General features: G+C 70.2%; 17 protein-coding genes and 1 pseudogene. 17 read left to right on the forward strand and 1 reads right to left on the reverse strand.

Annotated features, from left to right (window positions below; translation table 11 throughout):
• Window positions 1-164: 164 nt before the first annotated feature.
• On the reverse strand, window positions 165-737 hold the full coding sequence (locus tag ACZ7OU_RS25500; protein ID WP_470237576.1) for a PadR family transcriptional regulator: 573 nt from the start codon (window positions 735-737) through the stop codon (window positions 165-167).
• 77 nt (window positions 738-814) lie between these two features.
• On the opposite strand from ACZ7OU_RS25500, the gene ACZ7OU_RS25505 reads away from it, so the two are divergent.
• The 17 genes and pseudogenes from ACZ7OU_RS25505 (at window position 815) to ACZ7OU_RS25585 (ending at window position 19,874) form a co-directional block, all read left to right on the forward strand.
• A complete protein-coding gene (locus ACZ7OU_RS25505) occupies window positions 815-2,368 on the forward strand; it encodes a class I adenylate-forming enzyme family protein (RefSeq protein ID WP_470257007.1) in 1,554 nt (517 codons plus the stop codon).
• Window positions 2,369-2,373: 5 nt separating this feature from the next.
• On the forward strand, window positions 2,374-4,812 hold the full coding sequence (locus tag ACZ7OU_RS25510) for a xanthine dehydrogenase family protein molybdopterin-binding subunit (protein WP_470257008.1): 2,439 nt from the start codon (window positions 2,374-2,376) through the stop codon (window positions 4,810-4,812).
• A 2-nt stretch (window positions 4,813-4,814) separates the two neighbouring features.
• Window positions 4,815-5,594 carry an enoyl-CoA hydratase/isomerase family protein gene (locus ACZ7OU_RS25515; RefSeq protein WP_470257009.1) on the forward strand — a complete coding sequence of 260 codons (780 nt, stop codon included), beginning with the start codon at window positions 4,815-4,817 and terminating at the stop codon, window positions 5,592-5,594.
• A 9-nt stretch (window positions 5,595-5,603) separates the two neighbouring features.
• Window positions 5,604-6,494 (forward strand): FAD binding domain-containing protein, encoded by an 891-nt coding sequence (locus ACZ7OU_RS25520; RefSeq protein WP_470257010.1) that lies wholly within the window; start codon window positions 5,604-5,606, stop codon window positions 6,492-6,494.
• Complete coding sequence (locus ACZ7OU_RS25525; protein ID WP_470257011.1) at window positions 6,491-7,714, forward strand: xanthine dehydrogenase family Fe-S subunit; 1,224 nt, start codon at window positions 6,491-6,493, stop codon at window positions 7,712-7,714. The genes ACZ7OU_RS25520 and ACZ7OU_RS25525 overlap by 4 nt, the downstream gene beginning before the upstream one ends.
• A gap of 30 nt (window positions 7,715-7,744) precedes the next feature.
• Window positions 7,745-9,076 carry an MFS transporter gene (locus tag ACZ7OU_RS25530; RefSeq protein ID WP_470257012.1) on the forward strand — a complete coding sequence of 444 codons (1,332 nt, stop codon included), beginning with the start codon at window positions 7,745-7,747 and terminating at the stop codon, window positions 9,074-9,076.
• Window positions 9,077-9,431: 355 nt separating this feature from the next.
• Complete coding sequence (locus tag ACZ7OU_RS25535) at window positions 9,432-10,106, forward strand: class II aldolase/adducin family protein (RefSeq protein ID WP_470257013.1); 675 nt, start codon at window positions 9,432-9,434, stop codon at window positions 10,104-10,106.
• Window positions 10,107-10,132: 26 nt separating this feature from the next.
• Entirely contained in the window at window positions 10,133-11,053 is a 921-nt protein-coding gene (locus ACZ7OU_RS25540; RefSeq protein ID WP_470257014.1) for an acetamidase/formamidase family protein, read from the forward strand.
• 3 nt (window positions 11,054-11,056) lie between these two features.
• Window positions 11,057-11,800, forward strand: coding sequence for a hypothetical protein (locus tag ACZ7OU_RS25545; RefSeq protein ID WP_470257015.1), 744 nt, complete (start codon window positions 11,057-11,059; stop codon window positions 11,798-11,800).
• Between the two features lie 37 nt (window positions 11,801-11,837).
• Entirely contained in the window at window positions 11,838-13,331 is a 1,494-nt protein-coding gene (locus ACZ7OU_RS25550; protein WP_470257016.1) for a sugar ABC transporter ATP-binding protein, read from the forward strand.
• Entirely contained in the window at window positions 13,328-14,302 is a 975-nt protein-coding gene (locus ACZ7OU_RS25555) for an ABC transporter permease (RefSeq protein ID WP_470257017.1), read from the forward strand. Before ACZ7OU_RS25550 ends, ACZ7OU_RS25555 begins: the two co-directional genes overlap by 4 nt.
• A gap of 41 nt (window positions 14,303-14,343) precedes the next feature.
• Window positions 14,344-15,435 carry a sugar ABC transporter substrate-binding protein gene (locus tag ACZ7OU_RS25560; protein WP_470257018.1) on the forward strand — a complete coding sequence of 364 codons (1,092 nt, stop codon included), beginning with the start codon at window positions 14,344-14,346 and terminating at the stop codon, window positions 15,433-15,435.
• A gap of 21 nt (window positions 15,436-15,456) precedes the next feature.
• Window positions 15,457-16,484 (forward strand): annotated as a pseudogene (locus ACZ7OU_RS25565) (NAD(P)-dependent alcohol dehydrogenase).
• A 224-nt stretch (window positions 16,485-16,708) separates the two neighbouring features.
• The gene (locus tag ACZ7OU_RS25570) at window positions 16,709-17,572 is read left to right on the forward strand and encodes an alpha/beta fold hydrolase (protein WP_470257019.1); all 864 of its coding nucleotides are present in this window, start codon (window positions 16,709-16,711) and stop codon (window positions 17,570-17,572) included.
• A 41-nt stretch (window positions 17,573-17,613) separates the two neighbouring features.
• On the forward strand, window positions 17,614-18,555 hold the full coding sequence (locus tag ACZ7OU_RS25575) for a quinone oxidoreductase family protein (protein WP_470257020.1): 942 nt from the start codon (window positions 17,614-17,616) through the stop codon (window positions 18,553-18,555).
• A 42-nt stretch (window positions 18,556-18,597) separates the two neighbouring features.
• Window positions 18,598-19,197 carry a TetR/AcrR family transcriptional regulator gene (locus tag ACZ7OU_RS25580; protein WP_470237561.1) on the forward strand — a complete coding sequence of 200 codons (600 nt, stop codon included), beginning with the start codon at window positions 18,598-18,600 and terminating at the stop codon, window positions 19,195-19,197.
• A gap of 437 nt (window positions 19,198-19,634) precedes the next feature.
• Complete coding sequence (locus ACZ7OU_RS25585) at window positions 19,635-19,874, forward strand: hypothetical protein (RefSeq protein ID WP_470257021.1); 240 nt, start codon at window positions 19,635-19,637, stop codon at window positions 19,872-19,874.
• Window positions 19,875-19,989 lie beyond the last annotated feature (115 nt).

Raw genomic sequence — 19,989 nt, forward strand, 5'->3', positions numbered from 1 at the left:
CTCTTGGGCCAGGCCGATCATCCCGCTGACGTCGTGCTCGCGGCCGAACATCGACACCGGCTCGGCCAGTTGATGATTTGTGGCGCACGGCGGTGCGCCGCGACCTGCCGAACCTGAGGAAGGCGTGACCCATCACAGCAGCAACCAACCGACGACGCGCGTGGCTACTCCTGGAGTGAGTGCTTCCCGATCTCGAAGTCGCCGCGGGCGGCGCGTTCGCACACTCCGCGCCAGAATTCGAGGGCGGCGTATTCCATGCCCAGCCCGAGCTCCAGCGTGATCATGCGGCCGGCGACCTCTTCGATGTGACCGAAGCGGCGTTGCATCTCTTCGTACTCGGCGATCCGGCGCTCGTGCTGTTCGACCTGGCCCTTCGCCAGCCGCGCGACGTCGTCCGGGCCGGCCAGCTCGCTGAAGAAGAGCTTGATCTCCGCCACGTCGCGCAGCTCGAAGTGCTCGTTCACCGGCTCGGCCACCCAGTCGCGCAGCACCTTGCGGCCGGCTTCGGTGATCGAGAACGTTTTGCGGCGGCGTCCGGAGTCCTCTTCGTCGAGCTCCAGGAGTCCGGCCTCCTCGAGCCGCTTGGGCTCCGAGTACAGCTGCGCGTGCGGGAAGTTCCAGAAGTAGCCCACCGATCGGCCGATCGCGCGCTTGAGGTCGTAGGACGTGGAAGGCCCGCGCAGAGCGATCATCCCGAGCACCACGTACGACGTCGTCGACAACCGAACCGTTGACATGCTCCGAACCATATCGTAGGTTCGCAACCATCCGAAACAGATGGTCTGTATCGTACTGTCGCGACGGAGGGACGGTCATGGATCTGGGCACGGTTCTGCGCTGGACGGCGGAGCGTTATCCCCGGCGCCGCGCGGTGGGTGGCGCACGTCCCATGACCTACGCCGACTGGGACGCGCACACCGATCGCCTGGCCCGGGCCCTGGCCGAGCTCGGCGTCCGGCCCCGCGACCGGGTGGTCCTCTCGCTGGCCGGCGGGGAACCGCTGGCCAGCCTGCACCTGGCCGCGCAGAAGCTCGGTGCCGTCTCGGTGCCGCTCTCGTACCGGTTCGCGCCGCCCGAACTCGCCTACTGCGTCGCCGACGCCTTGCCCGCCCTGGTGATCACCGACGTCTCGACCGCGGCCCTCGCGGACGAAGCGCTGGCCGACCTGCCCCCGGTGCCCCGGATCGCCTCCGGGCCGCCGGACGAGGACACCATCGAGCGCCTGGCGCTGCGGCAGCCGAGCGGCGCCCCGGACGTCCGGGTGTCCGACCAGGACATCAGCGTGATGCTCTACACCTCCGGCACCACCGGGAAACCGAAGGGCGTCCCGCGCACGCACTCCGCCGAGCACCACGCGGCGATCGCCCATCTGATCCAAAGTGGACAGTCCCGCTTCGACGCCACCCTGGGCGTGATGCCGCTGTTCCACACCATGGGGCTGCGCACCCTGCTGGCCACCCTGGTCGGCGCGGGAACCTGGGTGCCGCAGGTGAAGTTCGACGCCGACGAGGCCCTGGAACTGATCACCGCGGAGGGGATCGGTTCGCTGTACCTGGTGCCGACGATCTACTGGTCGCTGGTGCGCACCGGCCGGCTCGCCGAGGCGCGGACCGTGCGCCGGCTGGCCTACGCGGGCTCGTCGATGACCCCGGCGCTGGCCGAGCGGCTCGCCGGCGCGCTGGAACCGGAGTCGTTCGTCAACCACTTCGGCAGCACCGAGATCTACACCTTCACCATCGGCCCGGACGTGCTCGCGAAGCCGGGGTCGGCCGGCCGTGCCGGCATCTTCTCCCGCGTCCGGCTGGTGGACCCGGACCCCGCCGCACCGCCGGACGCCGAGGTGCGGCCGGGGGAGCAGGGCCAGATCGCCGTCTCGATGGCCAGCCCCGAGGCGTTCGCCGGGTACTGGCACCGGGCGGACGCCAACGCCAAGTCCATCCGCGACGGCTGGTACTTCCCCGGCGACCTGGCGAGCGCCGACGAGGACGGGGACCTCTGGGTCGCCGGCCGGGTCGACGACATGATCAACTCCGGCGGCGAGAACATCTACCCCGACGAGATCGAGGACGCGCTGATCCGCTGCGCGGCGGTGCGCGAGGTGGTCGTGGTCGGCATGGCCGACGACCGGTGGGGCCAGGCCGCCACCGCGTTCTTCATCCCCGCCGAAGGCATGACGCCCGAGCACGCGACGGAAGTGCTGGAGGCGTTCGTCCGTGAGCAGTCCGGGCTGCCGTCGTTGAAGCGCCCCAAGCGGTTCGTCGCCGTCGACACCATCCCCAAGTCCGGCGTGGGCAAGATCCTGCGCCGCGAACTGAGCTCCGGTAACTACCGCGCGCTGTCCGACAGCGCCGCAGAAGCAGGCAGGTGAGCCGCATGACCGCAGTCGCCGACAAACCGGCCAGGAGGACGGCCCGGATCGAGGACCCCGCGCTGCTCACCGGCCGCGGCCGGTTCCTCGACGACCTGGACCCGTTGCCGGGCACACTGACCGCGGCGGTGGTGCGCAGCCCGCACCCGCACGCCCGGATCCGCGGCGTCGACCTCGAGCGGGCCCGCCGGCACCCCGGCGTCGCCGCGGTGATCGGCCCCGAGGAGGTCAAGGCGACCCTGCGCCCGTTCCCCCTGGCGCTCAAGGCACCCATGCCGTACTACCCGACGGCGACGGACAAGGTGCGTTTCGTCGGCGAACCGGTCGCGGTGGTCGTCGCCAACGACCGCTACCTGGCCGAGGACGCCGCGGAGCTCGTCGAGATCGACTACGAGCCGCTGCCGCCGGTGGTGGACGTCGAGAAGGCGCTGCTGCCGGACGCGCCGCGGCTGCACGAGGACGCGGACGGCAACGTCGCCACCGACCGAACCTTCAGCTTCGGCGACGTGGACGGCGTGTTCGCCCGGGCGGATCACGTGGTGAAGGGCAAGTACGACTTCCCGCGCTACTCGTCCACGCCGATGGAGTGCTACTCGGTCGTCGCCGAGTGGCAGGACGAAGGGGACGGCCCGGCCATCCAGGCGTGGGCCAACTTCCACGGCCCGTTCTCCATGGTCGCGGTGCTGGCCGGCGCGTTCGGCCTGCCCACCTCACGGATCCGGCTGATGATCCCGGCCGACAACGGCGGCAGCTTCGGCATCAAGGCGGGCATCTACCCCTACGTCGCGCTGATGGCGCTGGCCAGCAAGCACGCGGGCCGGCCGGTGCGCTGGACCGAGGACCGCATCGAGCACCTGCTGGCCAGCTCGGCCGGCTCGGACCGGGCGATGTGGTTCGAGGCCGCCGTCTCGGCCGACGGCACGGTGCAGGCGCTGCGCGCCGACCTGGTGGACAACGTCGGTGCCTACCTGCGTCCCCCGGAACCCAGCACGCTCTACCGCTGCTTCGGCAACATCACCGGCGCCTACAAGATCGACGCCGTCGAGATCCGCTCGCGTGCCGTGGTCACGAACAAGACGCCCACCGGGCTCAACCGCGGCTTCGGCGGCCAGCAGCTGTACTTCGGCCTGGAACGGCTGATGGACAAGGTCGCCGAAACCTGCGGCCTGGACCCGGTCGAGCTGCGCCGGCGGAACTTCGTGCGGCACGAGGACTTCCCGTACGCCACCCCGACCGGCGGCATCTACGACTCCGGCGACTACCACCGCGCGCTGGACATGGTCGTGAAGAACGCGGACTACCAGGCCCTGCGCGAAAAGCAGCGGGAAGCGCGGGCGCGGGGCGAGTACTTCGGCCTCGGCGTGGCCACCATCGTCGACCCGTCCGCGACCAACATCGGCTACGTCGGCCTGGCCACCCCGGCCGAGCAGCGGGCGTCCGGGCGCGGCAAGTCCGGGTCCACCGAGCACGTCCGGATCAGCGTCGACCCCAACGGGCTGGTCTCGGTGCTGCTGGGCACCGTGCCGCAGGGCCAGGGCCACGCCACCGTCGCCCAGCAGGTGGTCGCCGACCAGCTCGGCCTGCCGCTGGACCAGGTGCGCCCGCTCGTCGAGATGGACACCGCCACCACCCCGTGGACGATCAGCTCGGGCAGCTACTCCTCGCGGTTCGCGCCGCTGCTGACCAGCGCTTTGGTGGAGGCCGCGGAAAAGGTCGCGGAGACGATCAAGATCGCCGGCGCCACCCTGCTCGGCGTCACGGCCGACGAGGTGGAACTGGCCGAGGGCCGGATCCGGCTGCGAGCCGAGCCGGGCCGGGCGGTCTCGTTCAAGCACGCCGCCGGGCTGGTGCACTGGGACCCCGGCTCGCTGCCGGACGGCACCTCCGCGCGCCTGTACGAGGAGGCCGCGTTCACCCCGCCGCAGTCGAAGGCGGCCAGCCGCTCGGACCAGATCAACTCGAGCCTGTGCTACGGCTTCGTCGCCGAACTGGCCGTCGTCCGGATCGACCCGGAGACCCGGGAGGTGAAGCTCGAGCAGGTGGTCACCGTGCACGACGCCGGCACGATCCTCAACCCGACCCTGCTCGAAGGCCAGGTGCACGGCGCCCTCGCGCACGCACTGGGCGGCGCGCTGTTCGAGGAGATGCGCTACACCGACGCCGGGCAGCCCACCGCCACCTTCATGGACTACCTGTGCCCGACCTCCGCCGAAACCACGTTCGAGCTGAACAGCGACCACCTGGAAACGCCGTCGCCGCTGACCCGGCTCGGCGCGAAGGGCTGTGGCGAAGGCAGCTGCATGAGCCTGCCGGTCGCGATCGCCAACGCGGTCGCGGACGCGCTCGCCCCGGCCGGCGTCGACGTCACCAGCCTGCCCCTGCACGGAAACGTGCTCCACGAGCTGCTGACCGGCAGCACTCCGGAAGACGAAAGGAACCACTGACGATGGCACTCACCGGAGGCGAGATCAGGCTCGACCGCGGCCACGAAGGCCGGGTCGCCTACCTGACCCTCGATCACGGCAAGTACAACATCATCACCTGGGAGACCCGCCAGGTGATGGCCGACCGGTTCGCCGAGATCGACGCCGACGACGAGATCAAGGTCGTCGTCGTCCAGGCCGAGGGGGAGCACTTCTCCTCCGGCGGCGACATCGCCGGGTTCATGGAGGTCGACCCGATCGACTTCACCGACCTGGGCCAGAACGTCACCGCCGCGGCGCGCAGCCCCAAGCCGGTGATCACCGCCGTCGACGGCTACTGCTTCGGCGTCGGGCTCGAGCTCGCGCTGTCCACCGACATCCGGGTGGCGACCAAGCGCGCCGAGTTCGCGCTGCCGGAGATGCGGCTGGGCATGATCCCCGGCTCCGGCGGCACGCAGCGCCTCGCCCGGCTGATCGGCCTCTCCCGCGCGAAGTACCACGTGATGACCGCGTCGCGGATCAACGCGCAGCAGGCCGGTGACTGGGGCCTGGTGGCGAACGTGGTCGAGGACCGCGCCGCGCTGGACGCCGAGGTGGAGCGGATCGTGGGCGCGCTGCTCGGGTTCTCCCCGCTGGCCGCCCGCACCGCCAAGGAGGTGCTCGACAAGGGCATCGACGCGCCGCTGTACTCCGGGATCGAGCTGGAGCGCAAGGCGTACTCGATGCTGCGCTCCAGCAAGGACTTCGCCGAGGGCGTCGCCGCGTTCACCGACAAGCGCGCGCCGAAGTTCCAGGGTCGGTGAGGTGAAACCATGAAGGCCGCACCGTTCGCTTACGTCCGGCCGTCGAGTCTGCCCGACGCGATCGCCGAACTGGCGGGCACGGGCGGCGGCGGCAAGGTCATCGCCGGTGGGCAGTCGCTGGTGCCGGTACTGGCCATGCGGCTCGCCCGCCCGGAAACCCTGGTGGACATCAACTCCGTCGCGGAGCTCGACCGGATCGCCGCCGCGGGCGGGTACCTGGAGATCGGCGCCACGGTGCGCCAGCGCCGGGTCGAGCGGGACCCGGTCGCCGCCGCGGTTCCCTTGCTGGGCATGGCCTTGCCGTGGGTCGGGCACCGGGAGCTGCGCAGCCGGGGCACCGTGTGCGGCAGCCTCGCGCACGCCGACCCGGCCGCCGAGCTGCCGGCCGTGGCGTGCTGCCTGAACGCCGAACTGACCGTGACCGGCCCCGGCGGCGCCCGCCGGGTGCCGGCGCGGGAGTTCTTCTCCGGCGCGATGACGACCGCGCTCGGGGCGGACGACATCCTGACCGCGGTACGGTTCCCGGTCGCCGGGACGGGCGAGGGTTTCGGGTTCGCCGAAATCGCGCGCCGGCACGGCGACTTCGCGCTCGCCGGGGTCGTGGCCCGGGTCCGGGTGCGCGGCGCGGAGACTGACGCGGAGCTGACCGGGTTCGGCGTGTCCGACCGCCCGGTCACCCGCTCGGTCAGTGGTGAGCTGGGCGCCGCGCTGAGCGGCGGCGACGTGAGCCGGGCCCTGGCCGACCCGCTCACCGCGGTGGCGGAGGAACTCGTCGACACCGACGGCGACGCCCACGCGTCGCGCGACTACCGCCGCCGGCTGTTCCGCACGCTGGCGGTCCGGGAACTGGGCAAGGCATACGAGCGCGCTCGCCGGAGCGCCGGTGAGGTGGACTCGTGACGACCGAAGTGGTGGCACAGAACGGAAAGCCGCGGGCCGTCAAGGCCGCGGTGGACGACCTCGTCGAGGTCAGGATGACGGTGAACGGCACGCCCGCCGTGCTCAGCTTGCCCGCGCGGGTCACGCTCGCCGACGCGCTGCGCGACCACCTCGGGCTCACCGGCACGCACGTGGGCTGCGAGCACGGCGTGTGCGGGATGTGCACGGTGCTCGTGGACGGCGAGGCGGCCCGGGCCTGCCTGCTGTTCGCGGTCCAGCTCGACGGGACGGACATCGTCACCGTCGAGGGCCTCGGCCGGCCGGACGACCTGCACCCGCTGCAGGAAGCCTTCGGCCGCAACCACGCGCTGCAGTGCGGTTTCTGCACGCCGGGCTTCTTGATGAGCTCGTACGACCTGCTGACCACCAAGCCCGAGGTGACCGAGGAGGAGCTGCCCGAGGAGCTGTCCGGGGTCATCTGCCGCTGCACCGGCTACCGCAACATCCTCACCGCGGTCAAGGAAACCCAGGCGGCACACCCCGACGGCCTTCCCGCCCCGGGCAACTGCGCGCACCGGGCGCTCGTCGGCCGGGCCACCGGTCAGGCGGGCGGCAGCACCGACGGCCGCGAGGCCGCCGAGCACACCGAGGACACCCGCCGGATCGACATCGTGCTGCCGGACGGGGAGCCGACGATCGCCGTCGACATCAAGACCGAGATCGGCGTTCCGGTGGACGCGGTGTGGCGCGTGGTCGACGACATCTCGCTGCTCGCCCGCTGCCTGCCCGGCGCGGAACTCACCGAAGACCTGGGCGAGGACCACTACGCCGGCCGCGCGCGCGTGTCGGTCGGCCCGATCAAGCTCGCCTTCAAGGGCGTCGCGCACGTCGTCGAACACGACCGCACCGGTCAGCGCCTGCGTGTCCTCGCGCAGGGGCAGGACACCGGGGGCGCACAGACCCAGGCCGACATCGTGCTGCGCACCGAAGCCACGGCCACCGGCACCGCCTTGCGGGCCGAAGCGAAGGTGTACCTCACCGGCCGCATCGCGCAGTTCGGCCGGGCGCTGGCCGGGGACGTCAGCCGGCGCATGTTCGAGCAGTTCGCGGACGCCCTGGGCGAAGCCGCGACGTCCGGGCAGGCGCCCAGCGGCCCGGTCAAGGCGCCGAGCGCGCTGAAACTCCTGTTCGCCCCGCTGATCGACCGGATCCGGGCCGTCTTGCGCCGGAAGTCCCGCTGATCCCGATCCCTATCCCGTAAGGGGAAAACCTTGGCACCCGATATCGCACCACGGTCAAAGTCGCCTCGTGCCGCGGTATTCGCTTCCGTCGCCGGCTGGTCCTTCGACCTGTTCGACCTGTTCCTGCTGCTGTACGTGGCCGGGCCGATCAGCAAGAACATCTTCCCGAGCTCCAGCCCGACCCTGGCCATCGCCGCGGTGTTCGGGTCGTTCGCGGTCACCGTCGTGATGCGCCCGGCGGGCGCCGCGATCTTCGGTGAGCTGGCGGACCGCAAGGGGCGCAAGGGAACCATGGTGCTCGTGATGGGCGGCGTCGGCGTCACCACGGCCGCGATGGGGCTGGTCCCGTCGCACGCCGCGGTGGGTGTGCTCGCGCCGATCCTGTTCCTGGCGCTGCGCGTCGCGCAGGGTCTGTTCGTCGGCGGCGTCACCGCGACCACCCACACCCTCGGCACGGAGAGCATCGGTGCGCGCTGGCGCGGCCTGATGAGCGGGCTGATCGGGGCCGGCGGAGCGGGTCTGGGTGCGGCGCTGGCCAGCGTGGCGTACATCGTGGTGACGGCGTTCTTCCCCGGCCCGGCGTTCGATGAGTGGGGCTGGCGGGTGCTGTTCTTCTGCGGCCTGCTCAGCGCGCTGCTGAGCCTGTTCGTGCTGCGCAAGGTCGAGGAATCCCCGGAGTTCCAAGCGAAACGGCGTGCGCCGGTGGCGTTCCGGGAGCTGGTCCGCGGCCGCGGCAAGAAGATCCTCGCGCTCAACGTCGCGGTGGCCGCCGGTGGCGGTGCGCAGTACTACCTGACGTCGGGGTACCTGCCCACGCTGCTCAGCGAGGTGGTCGGGGTCCCGGCCGGGCAGCGCGGCACCATCCTGCTGGTCAGCAGCGTCTTGGTGATCGGGGCCGCGATCGCCGCGGGCCACTTGAGTGAACGGCTCGGCCGCCGCCGGACCATGCTCGGGTTCGGCCTGGTCAACCTCTTCGCGTTGCCGTTGCTGACCTGGGGCATCGCCTCCGCCGGGAGTGGTCGCGGCGCGGTCGTGGCCCTGCTGTGCGTGGTCATGGTGATGCTGTCCAACGCCGCGTACGCGCCGCTGATGATCTTCCTCAACGAGCAGTACCCGACCGAGCTGCGCGCCCGGGGCACCGCGGTGAGCTGGAACCTCGGCTTCATGCTCGGCGGGCTGATGCCGACCCTGGTCAGCTTGCTCAGCCCGGAGCTGTCGGACGTCCCCTCGCGGCTCGCGATCTTTCTGGTGGGGGTGACCTTGGTGTTCGTCATCGCGCTCCTGGCCGGCCCGGAAACCCGGGGGGCGCTCGACCGCGAGCGCGGCGCCCGGGCTGTCGCCGACGACGTCACTTCCGCCTGACGGCGGCCGGGCCGGGGGCCGGCTGTACCGCGCCGGCCCGGCAAGGCCGGCGCGGTACGGCGAAGGCCTTCCGCGCGACCACGCGGTCCTGGGACGCCGACGGTCTCGACGCGAGTGTCGTCGCGGACCCGGTTTCGAAAGCTGCGTTGCCCGGGGCGTTTGTCGCCACGGGAGACCGGCAGCGCCGAACCCAGGCTCGCGGCACTCCGCGCGACCGAGCGCCGGTCGTCCAGTTCGGACCTTGACACCTGCCAGGACCGACCATAAGCTCCCGATTTACGTTCCGTTCCGGATCGTAACGTATCTCAGGGAGGTTCCTGTGGCTGACCCCGGTCGAGATCTCCGTGACGACCTCGTGCTCGGGTACCGGATTCTGGGCCTGCGCGGCCTCGGTCTCGGCCTGCTCGCCCACCTCACCGCGCGGCTGCCCGGATCCGGCACCTTCTGGACCTACCAGTTCGGGCAAAGCGTGGAGGAAGTCCGCCTCGAGGATCTTCGGGAGGTGGATTTCGAGCTGAACGTCGTGCGCGGGGAAGGAGCGATCAACCCATCGCTGCGCCTGCACGGCGAGATCTACGCCGCCCGCCCGGACGTCCTGTGCATCGCGCACCACCACGGTGACAACGCGGTCGCCCTCGGCGCGCTGAATCGGAATCTTGTTCCGTTCGATCGCAACGCGGCGCGATGGGCGGGCGAGATCGATCTCACGGCCGATATCGAAAGCCTGCCGCTCGCGGAGCAGGGACCGGTGGTCGCTGGCCTGCTCGCGAAGAACAAGGCTCTGCTGATGAAACACCACGGCGTGATCGTGACCGGGACGTCGGTCGCCGATGCCGTGGTGTCCACCATCGAGCTGGAACGGTCCTGCGGAGTGCAGCTCAAGGTCATGGCGTGCGGGGAGCCCGAGCTGATGACCTCGACGGAGATCGAGGACTCCCGGGTCCTCGGCGGCGAGGTGATGATCAAGGGGACCTGGGACTACCACCTCCGGACCCTGCGCCGGCGTGGACTCGCCGGCGACATCGACTGATCCGACGCTCGAAACGGGAGCCCAGCATGAACCACAAGACCTCGACGACCCACCGCGTCTTCGACCGGGAAACGCCGATCGCCCTGACCATCGACGACGGTGACACCGTCGATTTCGACTGTCCTTCGATCTTCGACTGGGGGCCGGACGCGTCCGTCGACGACCTGCTCGGCATGGACTTCGTCCACCCGCACATCCTCACCGGCCCGGTGGCCGTCCGCGGCGCGGAACCGGGTGACGCGCTCGCGATCGACATCCTCGACGTGCGGGTCACGACACCACAGGGGATCACCGCGTTCATGCCCGGTTTCGGGCTGCTCGCCGACGATTTCGACGAGTGCCACGTCCACGTCGTCCGGTACGTCGACAAAATGGCCGAAATCAAAGAGGGGGTGCGGGTTCCCCTGGAACCGTTTCTCGGCATCATGGGCGTGGCGCCGGCGGCGTTCGGGGAACATTCCACCATTCCGCCCCGGCCCATCGGCGGTAACCTCGACAACCGCCATTTCCGTCCGGGAACCCGGCTGATCCTGCCGGTCGAGGTCTCCGGCGCCCTGTTCTCCTGCGGGGACGGGCACGCCGCGCAGGGCGACGGTGAAGTGTGCGGCACCGCCGTCGAGACCAGCGTCGCGGCGACCCTGCGGTTCCACGTGCTTCCCGGCGCGGCGCCGTCTTCGCCCCGTGCACTGGTCGGCGAACCCCTCGAACGGACGCCGGACCGTGGTCACCTCGTCACCACCGGCATCGGTGACGACCTCCACGAAGGTGCCCGTCAGGCTGTCCGGTCGATGATCGATCTTCTGGTCGCCGAGCGAGGGCTGACCCGGCAAGAGGCGTACGTCCTGTGCAGTGTCGCGGCCGATCTGAAGATCAGTGAGATCGTCAACGCGCCGAACTGGATGGTCAGCGCCTACCTCCCGCTGACGGTTTTCCCGGAAGGATCCTGACAAATGGTGAACGCACAGAACATCGCCGATCGCTGTGTCGATGCCTACAACGAAGCCGACCGAGCCGCGCTGGCCGGGGCGGTGACCTCGTTGTGGGCCCCCGATGGTGCCCATTTCGGGGGGTTTTCCGCCCAGGGGCACGACGAGCTGGTGCGCGGAATCGATCGGATGCGCGTCGAAAAGGTCGAGCCCGCCGGTCTCGCCTTCCGGCTCGGGTCCAAAGTGTACAGTCACGAGAACCTCATCATGTTTCTCTGGGACGCCGTCACCGGGTCCGGCCCTCCCCTCGCGACCGGTGCGACGGTCATCAGGACGACGCCGGACGGCCGTATCCAGACCGACTACAGCTTCACGTTCGTCGATGACGATCCTGATCAGCGTGCCGCCCAAGAGCTGGCCGACGGATTCGCCGCCGTCTTCAACGAACCCGATCCGGGAGCCCGGGCCGGCCTGGTCGGCAAGCTCTGGACGCCGGAGGGCCTGCACCACGGACACTTCGTCGCCGAGGGGCACCAGGCGATCACCGGCGGAATCGCGCAGTCCTTCCAGCAGAACAACGTGGAAGGCCGGATCCGGTTCGGGTCGCGCCGGCACGCGATGCGCAAGGGTGACGCGGTTTTCTTCCTCTGGGACGTCATTCCGCTGGACAGCCCGGATTCCTCCGTGGCGGTGGGAGCGGAAATCCTCTTCCTCGCCGACGACGGCAGGGTCGCCGCGGACTACACCATCATGCTCGAAGACGGCTGAGCCCCACCCCCGAACAACCACGAGAAGGTGAGCACGGATGAGCGTGCGGGTCGAGGGTGTCACGAAAAGCTACGGGGCGACGGTGGTGCTGAAAGGTGTCAGCTTCACCGCACCCACCGCTCGCGTCGTGGGTGTGCTCGGTGAGAACGGCGCGGGCAAGTCGACGTTGGTCAAGATACTCGCCGGCGCCATCCGCCGCGACGCCGGGCGAATAGCTGTCGACGACGTTCCCTTGCGGGCGGGTAGTCCGCGCGAAGCCCTGCGTGCGGGTGTCGCGCTGGTACCGCAGGAACTCGCCTACCTGCCGAACCTGAGCGTGGCGGAAAACATCCTGCTCGGGCGGTTGCCCCGGCGCAACGGCGTCGTTTCCCGGCGCGGAACGCTGCTCCAGGCCCGGCACTTCGCCGATCGGGTGGGGCTGCGGGTTTCCCTCGACAGACCGATGTCGCAGCTCTCCCTCGCGGACGCGCAACTGGTCGAGATCGCCAAGGGAATCGCCCGAAACGCTCGTGTCCTGCTTCTCGACGAACCGACGGCGGCGTTGTCGCAGCAGGATTCCGAACGTCTCTTCGCGACGGTGGCCGCCTTGGCCGGCGAAAACGTCACGGTGCTGTGCATCTCCCACCGCCTCGACGAGGTCCTGGCGCACACGGACTCGTGCGTCGTGCTCCGGGACGGCCGGGTCGCGTTGGACTCGCCCACGTCGGAGGTCACCGAGCGGGACCTCGTGGGCAGCATGCTCGGCCGCTGGAAGACCGCGCCCGGCCGGCGAGCACGATCGGTTCGGACGGAACGAGCCGTCATCGAACTCCAAGGTGCGAGCCACACCGGCGCGAACGGTCTGCGAGACGCCTCCTTCCACGTACGCGGTGGGGAAATCGTCGGCCTTTTCAGCACGCGCGGCGGCGGACAGGAGGCGGCGCTGGAGACGGTGACCGGACTGCGCCCGCACCAGCGGGGCCGGGTGCTGGTCGACGGCCGGGACATCGGGACGATCCGGAACGTTCGTGAAGCCAGGAAACGGGGAATCGTCGGGGTGCCGCCGGATCGTCAACGCGGCGGCCTCGTCCTGACCGGCAGCGTGGTGCACAACGCCGCGCTGCCCCAACTCGGGAAACTCGCCCGGGCCGGCATCATGAGACCCCGTCTCGAGCGTGCGGTGCTCGACGGGATCGCGACGGGGTTCGCGCTCAAGTTCCGGGCGCCGGTCCAGCCGGTCGGGCACCTCAGCGGGGGAAACCAGCAGAAGGTGCTGGTGGGTTCCCGCATCGCGGTCGGGCACCGGCTCATCGTCCTGCACGAACCCACCCGTGGTGTCGATGTCGGTGCCCGGCGTGAAATCCACCAGCGGCTGTCCGTCCTCGCCTCCTCCGGCTCGGCGGTGCTGTTCGCCAGCACGGACGTCGAGGAAGCCGTCGAACTGGCGGATCGGCTCTACATCCTGAGAGACGGAAAGGTCATCGGCGAGCTGACCGGTGATGAGAAGACACCCGCCAGAGCCCTGTCGTTGGCATCAGGAGGTCCGCTGTGAAGTCCGGTCCCACGGGCGCGGGTATCCGGGAACGGGGAGCTCGCGCGGCCATCCAGTCGGTCGGCATCGGCCTGTTCTTCGTGGTGGTGTGCGTGTACTTCTCCGCACGGTCGGACACGTTTCTCACCCTGTCGAACATCGCGGGGATAGCGGCCGTCGCCGCGCCGCTCGGAATAGTCGCGATAGGACAGACGATCGCCGTCGTCTCCGGCGGGTTCGACCTCTCCGTCGGAGGTTCGCTACCGCTGGGCGCGGTCGCGTTCGGCATCGCGGCCGACTCGATGCCCTTCGGGTGGGCCGCGCTGGTCGCGGCCTCGGTCGGCGGCGGTGTCGGTCTCCTCAACGGGGTGATCATCGAGAAGCTGCGCATCAACCCGTTCATCTGCACGCTGGCGACCCTGTCGGTCACGGGCGGGGCGGCCTTCGTCCTGACCGGCGGCCGGCCGAAGGAGCTGCCCGCCGCCGCCGGGTTCTGGGGAGATCGCGTCGTCGGCGACCTCCAGTACTGCGTGCTGGCGTTCGCGGTGGTCGCACTGGTCGTCCTGGTTCTGTTGCGCTACTCCCGGCTGGGTCGCGCGATCTACGCGATCGGGGGAAACCGGGAGGCCGCCGAACTCGCCGGGATCCGGTGTTCCGCGATCACCCAAGGCGTCTACGTGTCCAGCGGCGTCTTCGCGGGTTTCGCGGGCGCGGTCACGGCCAGCCAGTTGCTGGCGGCGGCGCCCAACGTCGGCGCGAACGCCGCTTTGGGATCCATTTCGGCGGTCATCGTCGGCGGAGCCGCGCTGACCGGTGGATCGGGTGGTGTGGTCGGTACCGTGCTGGGCATCCTGCTGCTCGGGTCGATCAGCAACGGCCTCACCATTCTGCAGGTGAACAGTTACAGCCAAACGATCTGGACCGGCGTCATCCTGCTGGTCGCCGTCGCGTTCGGGCGCGTGCGCGAGGTACTGCTCCGAAGAATTCCCTGATGGCCAGACCCCGCCCGGCGTCGTGCGGGAAAGGAGATGTCATGACTCGTGATCATCGGATCCCACTCTCCATGCTGTCGCTCACGGTCGCGCTCGCGCTCACCGCGTGTTCGACCGGAAGCCACGATGCGGTCGCGGGCGGCGCGGAGTCGCTCAGCGTGGCCTACGCCGGGGTGACCGACGCCGACCCGCTGTACAAGGCGCTCGGCGACGGCCTTGCCCGGCTCGCCGCCGCCAAGGGCGTGAAGCTGCAGCGCTACGACAACAACGCCGACGCCGCGCAGGCGCTTTCCAACGCGAACCTCATCGCGCGGCAGAAGCCCGACGTCGCGATCGACTGGGACGGCGCCGGAAACACCAGTTCCGTCGGTCAGGTCTTCGCGAGGGCGAAGATTCCCTGTGTCGCGGTCAACCTTCCCATCGCGGGGTGCTCGCTCTACGACCTGGACCAGGCCGGCGCCGGCAGCCGGCTGGGCGCCGAGGTCGCCGGGATCGCGGCGGAGCGGGGCTGGGCCGCCGCCGACATGTTCGTTTTGCTGGAGGGCGTGACGACCGCCGGAATGGCTCCGATCACCAGTGTCGGTGGGTTCTACTCCGAGTTCGCCAAGCGTTTCCCGAGTCTCGACCAACGCGCTGTGTCCGACTTTTCCCTGACCACGACCAGTATCGGGGCCAGCGGTCAGTTCGTCGACGGCGTCGGCACCGTCGACGGCGCCTACGCGGCGACGCAGCGCGTCCTGCAGACCATTCCGCCCGGCAAGAAGCTCGTCGTCGACGTGCTGAACGACGCCATGGTCCCGGGTGTCCTCCGGGCGCTCGAGCAGGCCGGCCGGGCGCAGGACGTCCTCCTCGCGTCGACGGGTGCGGTTCCCGGTGCGCTGGCCGGTCTGCGCACGAACCCGGTTTGGGTGGCCGAGGGAGACCCGGGTCTGTCCGAGTGGCCGCGCTACCTCCTCGCGATGAGCCGGGCGATCGCGGCCGGCGAGAAGATCCCGGACCGCACGCTCACCCCGTTCCGGGTCGTGACCAAGTCCACTGTGGACACGCTGTTCGACGGCGACACCTCGAAGGCCCCCCTTCCGGTCCCGCCCGCCGACTCCTACCTGCTGAAGTACGACGATCTCGGTCGGTAGGGCACCGAGAAGGGAAAACAGATGAAAGCCGTGCGGTTGCACGATTACCACCGGCAGCCGGTCGTCGAGGACGTGCCGGAACCGAAGCTGACAGGCCCGGCGGACGTGATCGTGAAGATCGGTGGCGCGGGCGTCTGCCGCACCGATCTGCACATCATCGAGGGGCAGTGGGCGGAAACGATGGGCCCGCGGTTGCCCTACACGATCGGCCACGAGAACGCGGGCTGGGTCGAAGCCGTGGGGGAAGGGGTGACCCAGGTGAAGGTCGGGGACACGGTCATCCTGCATCCCCAGCCGTCGTGCGGAGCGTGCCCGGCGTGCCGGAGCGGGCGGGACATGGGGTGCGCCAACGCGGTTTTTCCCGGCGTGTCCGATCACGACGGTGGCATGGCGGAGTATCTGCTCACGACCGAGCGGGCCTGTGTGCGGTTGAATCCCGAGACGGATCCGGCGGAGGTGGCCGCCTTGGCGGACGCGGGCATCTCGGCGTACCACGCGGTGCGGCGGGCGGTGGCGTCGCTGCCGCCCGGATCGGTCGCGGTGGTGCAGGGAGCCGGTGGCCTCGGGCACATCGGGATCCAGGTGCTGGCGGCGTTGACCGCGGCGCGGATCATCGTGGTCGACCGCAGCAGGGAGCGCTCGACCTGGCCGCGCGGATCGGCGCGGACGAGACCGTGGTCGCCGATGGTGATCACGTGGCGGCGGTGGCGGATCTCACCGGGGGTCAGGGTGCGAACGTGGTGTTCGATTTCGTCGCCGAGCAAGGCGCGGAGAACGACGCGTGGGCGATGACCGCTCCGGACGGTGCGCTGTTCGTCGTCGGTTACGGTGGACAACTGCGGATTCCCACGGCGGATCTGGTCGCCGGGCGGAAGAACGTGGTCGGCACCATGGTGGGTTCCCACACCGATCTCGTCGAGCTGATGGCGCTCGCCCAGGCCGGCAAGGTCACCTTGCACACGCGCCGGTACGCGCTCGAGGACGCGGTCGAAGCGCTCGGGGACCTCGCGGCCGGCCGGGTCCGGGGCCGCGCGATCCTGGTGCCCTAGTCATTTCCTTTCACGGTGTCCAGCGAGGACGGGAAGCCGCTGCCCCTCGAGGGCACGCGCCGACCGGCTCCGAGCAGCTCCTGCCACCCGGCGCGACGAGAACAGCACCCCCGCGTTTCTCGGGTTCACCTTCCTCGGCCACGTTCTCGGCCGGGCGATCTTGTGTCCGACAGCCGAAGCCGTCGGCTGAGGAGCTTCGCGGGAAACCGAACCGGGAGGTGGCCATGCTGTCCGTCCGGGATCCGTACTGGGGGATCCAGACCAAACTCACGGTGGGCAGCCAGGTTTTCGACCTGTCGGTGGCCGGTGAGGGTGAGCCGATCCTGCTGTTGCACGGTTTTCCGCAGAGCCGGGCGTCCTGGACCGGTGTCGCCCCACCGCTGGCCGCGGCCGGGTACCGGGTGATCGCCCCCGACCAGCGCGGCTACTCACCGGGCGCCCGCCCCGTGGGGCGGGACGGCTACCGCATCGACGCGCTGGTCGAGGACGTGCTCGGCCTGCTGGACGTCCTGCGCCTCCCCAGCGCCCACTTCGTCGGCCACGACTGGGGCGCCACGGTGTCGTGGTTCGTCGCCGCGCGGCACCCGGACCGGGTGCGCAGCCTGACCGCCGCCTCGGTCCCGCACCCGGCGGCCTTTGGCCGGGCACTCGCCACGGACGTGGACCAGCAGGAGCGATCGGCCTATTTCGGCCTGTTCAGGTCCGGCAAGGCCGAGCGCGTCATGCTGGAGGACGACGCACGCCGGCTGCGGGCGTGGTTTCCCCCGGCGGTGCCGCGGCACCTCGTCGAGCACTACCTGGACGCGGCGCGGCGACCGGGAGCGTTCACCGCCCAGCTCGGCTACTACCGCGCGATGAGCCGCGACTTCGCGAAGCTGGATCCGGTCCCGGTGCCGACCACCTACCTCTGGGGCAGCGGTGATCTCGCGTTGCGGCGCGCGGGAGCCGAGCTGTGCGGCGAGTACGTGACCGGTGACTACCGGTTCGTCGAACTGAGCGAGGTCGGGCACTGGATCCCCGAAGTCGCACCGGAGGTGCTGGTGTCGGCGGTCCTGGCCCGCCTTGACAGGGATCGTTCCACTGAATAACGTTCTGATGCGGAACGGAACGTATCGGGAAAAGTGCACCCATGAAAGCGGTGGTCGTCGAGGCCTCGCAGGAACTCGCTTTGGCCGACGTGCCGGAACCGGTCGCCGGTGCCGGGCGGGCCGTGGTCGATGCCGAGGCGATCGGAGTGGGATACGTCGATGTCATGGCACTCCGGGGCCAGTACGCGCCTTTTGCCGGTGTCGGGTCCGTCCTGGGCCTGGAGGTCGTGGGCCGGGTGCGGACAGCCGGCCCCGGCGTGCCGCGGGACCTGGTCGGGAAGCGGGTGCTGGCGCTCCCCGAGTTCGGGGGTTACGCGGAGCGGGTCGCCGTCGGCGCGGATCAGCTGCTCCTCGCCCCGGACGGCGCCGACCCGGCCGACGTGGTCGGGCTGGGCCTGAACGCACTGGTCGCCGAGGGTGCGCTGAACCGGACCGGGGTCACCTCCGGTGAACGGGTGCTCATCCGTGGTGCGAGCGGCGGGATCGGCGTGCTCGCCACCCAGATCGCGCACGCCCGCGGCGCGGAGGTCACCGTGGTGACCTCGTCCGCGGAGAGCGGGGAGCGCTTGCGGCAGCTCGGGGCCGCGAACGTCGTCGACCGCACCCGGTCCGCCCTGCCCGGTGAGACCTATGACGTCATCGTGGACACCGTGGCGGGCCCGCAGGTGCACGAGTACCTGGAACTGCTGCGCCCCAACGGGCGTTACGTGCTCTGCGGCGGCGCCGCCGGGGCCCCGGGGGCCCAGGTGCTCGACTCGCTGCTCCGCGGCTTCCACAATTCGCCGACGCTGCTGGCGTTCAGCCTGAACTCGTTGGCGGCGGAAGATCGCCGTCGGTCTTGGGATCGCGTCGTCGGCCTGCTGGCCGGTGGCTCGCTTTCCGCCGTACTCGACCGGAGCTACCCGCTCGCCGACGCCGCCACGGCACTCGAGCGGGTGGAGCAGGGGAAGTCGTTCGGCAAGGTCGTCCTGCGCCAAGGGTAGGATCGCGCGAGCGGTGGGCGCGATCACGGGTGGGAGAGTTCGATGGCACGCCAGCGGGACGAGCGGATCGACCAGGCCGTGCTGGCCACCGTCATCACGCTCTTGCGCGAGGTCGGCTACCCGGGCCTGACCATGGAGGCCATCGCCCAGCGCGCGGGCACCACCAAGCCCGCCATCCGCCGCCGGTGGAAGAGTCAGAAACACGTCGTCGTCGCCGCGCTGGCCGAGGAGCGCACCGGGGTCGTGGAGGTCGACACGGGGTGCACCTGCTGTGACCTTTTCGGACATCTCGAGGCGCTCCGGCTCGGGATGTCCGACCCGGCTTTCGGCCACGTGCTGCCGGCCTTGATGGCCGACCTGGCCGACGACCCGGAACTGCGGGAGACCTTTCTCGCCGTCGTCTGGGAGCCTCGCCGGGAGGCGTGCGTCGAGTCCCTGAAGAAGGGCGAGGCGCGTGGGGACATCCGCCCCGGACTCGACATCGACCTCCTCATCGACCTCTTCGCCGCTCCGATCGTGTTCCGCGTGCTCTTCGGGCACCGGAAACTCGACCAGGAGTTCGTGCGCGACGTCATAGGCGGCGTCCTGTCCGGAGTGGGCACGGCCGACGGCGGCCGCCTCTGTGCGCACATCGGTCCCTGATGGACATCAGCGCTTCGACGGGCGCGAGTGCGACGGCGCCGCCGATGCCGTAGACCGCCGGTCGAGGTCACCAGCCGCAGCACCGCCGTGGTCAGTGCGTTGGCGGGCGGACGCACCCGCCGACCAAGATCGCGAACGCCGGCTGCGTGACCTCCTGCGGGGTCACCACCTGTGACAGGCCGCGTTCTTCGAGAAGGCGCTGGGGGAGCAGTTCCTCGGCGGCCTGGCCCGGCAGGGCATCGTGGCCGTGACCGAATCGGGCGAGGAGCGCGTGTAGCGGTGCGCGGTGCTCTTGACCGCGCGGGCGACCGCGGATCGAGTGCGGTGGCAGCTGGTGCCCGAGGAACCGGTCGGTGGCGAGGCGCCGCAGTCGCGACTCGGCTGGCCGGCTTGGCCCCGCACGTCTTGGCCATGCACCCGACACCGATGCGTTGCGGATGCAGCGCCAGTTGAGCCCGGTGCGGCACCCGGACTGCGTCGGTCGGTGGTTCAACGCGTTCGACCCCCGCGATGTCGTCGCGCTCCACCCGCTGGATGCGGCCCATTTCCCCGTGGAGCCGTTGGTGGAGAACAAGACGGACGTCGACAACCCGACCGAGAACCGGCACGGAATCAGCGGCTACCTCGAGGACGCGGATGTGGCGCGGTGGATCCATGCCGGGCTAACCTGGTCGTGAGTTGACGTCCCCGGCGAGAAAAGTGGCGGAAGATATGTCCGATAAACCCAATGGGGCATACGCCGCGGGGTCGTTCGTCACGTTTCTTGTGGTGGCATTTGCCGGGCGGAGTCTA

This window comes from Amycolatopsis sp. NPDC114505, assembly GCF_055633615.1.

What these genes read in the sequence shown, in the direction of transcription:
- ACZ7OU_RS25505 (WP_470257007.1), top strand. Translation starts at nt 815, where the DNA reads ATGGATCTGGGCACGGTTCTGCGCTGGACGGCGGAGCGTTATCCCCGG.
- ACZ7OU_RS25520 (WP_470257010.1), top strand. Translation starts at nt 5,604, where the DNA reads ATGAAGGCCGCACCGTTCGCTTACGTCCGGCCGTCGAGTCTGCCCGAC.
- ACZ7OU_RS25570 (WP_470257019.1), top strand. Translation starts at nt 16,709, where the DNA reads ATGCTGTCCGTCCGGGATCCGTACTGGGGGATCCAGACCAAACTCACG.
- ACZ7OU_RS25560 (WP_470257018.1), top strand. Translation starts at nt 14,344, where the DNA reads ATGACTCGTGATCATCGGATCCCACTCTCCATGCTGTCGCTCACGGTC.
- ACZ7OU_RS25500 (WP_470237576.1), bottom strand. Translation starts at nt 737, where the DNA reads ATGTCAACGGTTCGGTTGTCGACGACGTCGTACGTGGTGCTCGGGATG.
- ACZ7OU_RS25575 (WP_470257020.1), top strand. Translation starts at nt 17,614, where the DNA reads ATGAAAGCGGTGGTCGTCGAGGCCTCGCAGGAACTCGCTTTGGCCGAC.
- ACZ7OU_RS25580 (WP_470237561.1), top strand. Translation starts at nt 18,598, where the DNA reads ATGGCACGCCAGCGGGACGAGCGGATCGACCAGGCCGTGCTGGCCACC.
- ACZ7OU_RS25585 (WP_470257021.1), top strand. Translation starts at nt 19,635, where the DNA reads ATGCAGCGCCAGTTGAGCCCGGTGCGGCACCCGGACTGCGTCGGTCGG.
- ACZ7OU_RS25515 (WP_470257009.1), top strand. Translation starts at nt 4,815, where the DNA reads ATGGCACTCACCGGAGGCGAGATCAGGCTCGACCGCGGCCACGAAGGC.
- ACZ7OU_RS25545 (WP_470257015.1), top strand. Translation starts at nt 11,057, where the DNA reads ATGGTGAACGCACAGAACATCGCCGATCGCTGTGTCGATGCCTACAAC.
- ACZ7OU_RS25510 (WP_470257008.1), top strand. Translation starts at nt 2,374, where the DNA reads ATGACCGCAGTCGCCGACAAACCGGCCAGGAGGACGGCCCGGATCGAG.
- ACZ7OU_RS25550 (WP_470257016.1), top strand. Translation starts at nt 11,838, where the DNA reads ATGAGCGTGCGGGTCGAGGGTGTCACGAAAAGCTACGGGGCGACGGTG.
- ACZ7OU_RS25540 (WP_470257014.1), top strand. Translation starts at nt 10,133, where the DNA reads ATGAACCACAAGACCTCGACGACCCACCGCGTCTTCGACCGGGAAACG.